Annotated in this window: 3 protein-coding genes; 2 read left to right on the top strand and 1 reads right to left on the bottom strand. The window is 38.3% G+C overall.

Annotated elements, in window-relative coordinates; all coding sequences use genetic code 11:
- The coding region (locus tag FTT75_RS15525; RefSeq protein WP_180186808.1) for an IS3 family transposase at window positions 1-587 on the top strand (587 nt) is incomplete at its 5' end.
- A gap of 167 nt (window positions 588-754) precedes the next feature.
- Entirely contained in the window at window positions 755-1,504 is a 750-nt protein-coding gene (locus tag FTT75_RS15530; protein WP_005097391.1) for a YebC/PmpR family DNA-binding transcriptional regulator, read from the top strand.
- 68 nt (window positions 1,505-1,572) lie between these two features.
- Here FTT75_RS15530 and FTT75_RS15535 read toward each other — a convergent pair whose 3' ends face one another.
- Window positions 1,573-2,043: an Lrp/AsnC family transcriptional regulator gene (locus FTT75_RS15535; RefSeq protein WP_100329904.1), complete on the bottom strand. Its 471-nt coding sequence runs from the start codon at window positions 2,041-2,043 to the stop codon at window positions 1,573-1,575.
- Between the last annotated feature and the right edge of the window lie 497 nt (window positions 2,044-2,540).

Raw genomic sequence — 2,540 nt, forward strand, 5'->3', positions numbered from 1 at the left:
AAACCACCCGTAGCCGAGATGACCAAAAACGAGCAGATGATTTAGTGAAACGTAATTTTACTGCTGATCATCCTGACCAACTGTGGGTGAGTGACTTTACGTATATTCAAACAAATTCAGGCTGGGTCTATACCGCCTTTATTATTGATGTGTTCTCACGAGCAATTGTTGGCTGGAAAGTATCTACACGAATGAATACAGATATGGTGCTCGATGCATTAGAGCAAGCATTGCATGATCGAGACATGCCAAAGAACGTGATTCATCATTCCGACAGAGGTGTGCAATATCTTTCCATTCGCTATACCAATCGTTTAGAAGCAGCAAATTTACGAGCATCAGTCGGTACGACGGGTGATTCATACGATAATGCTTTGGCTGAAACGGTGAATGGCTTATACAAAACAGAGGTGATTGAATATCTAAAAGCAGATTGGCAAGGTTTAGCGGATGTACAACTTGCGACACTAAATTGGGTAGATTGGTTCAATAAAAAGCGTGTACACAGTGCACTGGGTTATGTATCGCCTTTTGAGTTTGAAGCAATGTACTATGATAAGATTAACCCGTTAGGTCAGGCGGCCTAACTTAAATAAAAAAGTCTCCGACAAACCCGGTACGGTTCAAATTTAATACAATTTTTTTGTTTTATCCTGAAATCTCAAATCCAGACACTTTTTTTTAAAAAAAAGCTTATGGTAGAATTTCGGCATTCTGATAGGCATACAGCCAATCTACAAGGAGCAAAGTTCGCATGGCGGGTCATTCCAAGTGGGCCAATATTAAGCATCGTAAAGCAAAACAAGATGCGAGTCGTGGTAAGCTTTTTACCAAATATATTCGTGAATTAACCACTGCGGCAAAACTCGGTGGTCCAGATGCAGGTAGCAACCCTCGTCTGCGTGCGGTGGTTGAAAAAGCATTATCTGTAAATATGACACGTGATGTGATCAACCGTGCCATTCAACGTGGTGCGGGTGGCGAAGATAACGACGACCTGAAAGAAGTGACCTATGAAGGTTATGGTGTAGGTGGTGTTGCTGTTCTGGTAGAGACCATGACAGACAACCTGAATCGTACTGTTCCTGATGTTCGCCATTGCTTCTCAAAAACCAATGGTAACTTAGGTACTGCCGGTTCAGTGGCTTATCTGTTTACCAAACGTGGCGAGATCACTTTTGAAGATGTTTCTTTAGAAGATCAAATCATGGAAGTAGCTTTGGAAGCAGGCGCGGAAGATATTGAAATTGCTGAAGATGAAATTCTGGTAATTACCACGCCTGAAAGCTTTGGTGATGTACAGGATGCGCTCACTGCAGCAGGTCTGAAGTCTGACAATGCTGAAGTGGTGATGAGCCCTTCAACCAAAGCTGAAATTACAGATGTTGATCAAGCCAAAATGATTTTGAAAATGATCGATATGTTTGAAGATTTAGATGATGTTCAAAACGTATATACCAACGTAGAGTTTACTGATGAAGTGATGGCGCAATTAGACGCTTAAGCTTGATCAAAACTAAAAACGCACCCTTGGGTGCGTTTTTTATAGTTGTCTACTACTCTCGCCTAGGATCAAACTTTATTGAGTAATCCGCTACAGTTAAAGACATTATATTCTTTAATGACAAAGCTCGAATGCAGTGCAACCACATGCTCAATTTTCCCGATACGCTTGAGTAAAATTTCACTATAATTTTCCATATCTCGCGCCACTACTTCGACAATAAAATCCGCAGACTGGCCGGTGACCAAAAAGGCATTAATCACTTCGGGAATACTTTCCAGTTCTTCCAGAAATTTAGCAAAAGTATCACTATCATGTTTACTTAGCGACACCTGTAACAGTACATGCAGCGTGAAACCTAATTTCTGATAATTAATTTCACGCTTTAAGCCACTGATAATATTTTGATCGATCAAGTGTTTGATCCGGCGATGGACTGAACTCACAGATAAATTTACCCGCTCTGACAGTTCATTCAGATTGACATCCTCATGGGTCAATATTTCTAGAATATGTTTATCGAAACGATCCAGTTCCATTTTTATACTCTTTCTTAATAATCAATAAAAATAGCAAAATATTGCACTCTCCCTGTTATACAATATTTATTTATTTTTCACAAAGTTTTCATATTCTGAAAATATTTTCCAAATCTTCTGCCATTTTATAAAGTAACTTTCAATCCTGAACCAGATAACCGTTAATCATATAATTCTAAAAAATGACCAATGTTAATTTCTATTAATTATTTATTTTTTAATAGTTTAAGTTTAATTAGTCCAGTAAAATATAAGCCAGACCTTCAAGTACCCGCACAGTTCAGCCACTTATCTTTTACAAGTGTATAGAAATAGATTAAAACAAAGCCGCACTAAAAATAAAAATAGCATTTTTCAAAAATATTAAATAACCCGAATCGCGGATAAGAAATTGACTTGAAAAATAAGAGGACTAGAGCCATCAGTTGAGTTACCACACCAAACTCACAACTCTCGTCCTGATGTTCAATAGTACCGAATTATTCTGCGTAATTGAT

Origin of the sequence: Acinetobacter sp. YH01008 (genome assembly GCF_013420435.1) — a bacterium.
GTDB classification, from domain to species: Bacteria; Pseudomonadota; Gammaproteobacteria; order Pseudomonadales; family Moraxellaceae; genus Acinetobacter; species Acinetobacter pseudolwoffii.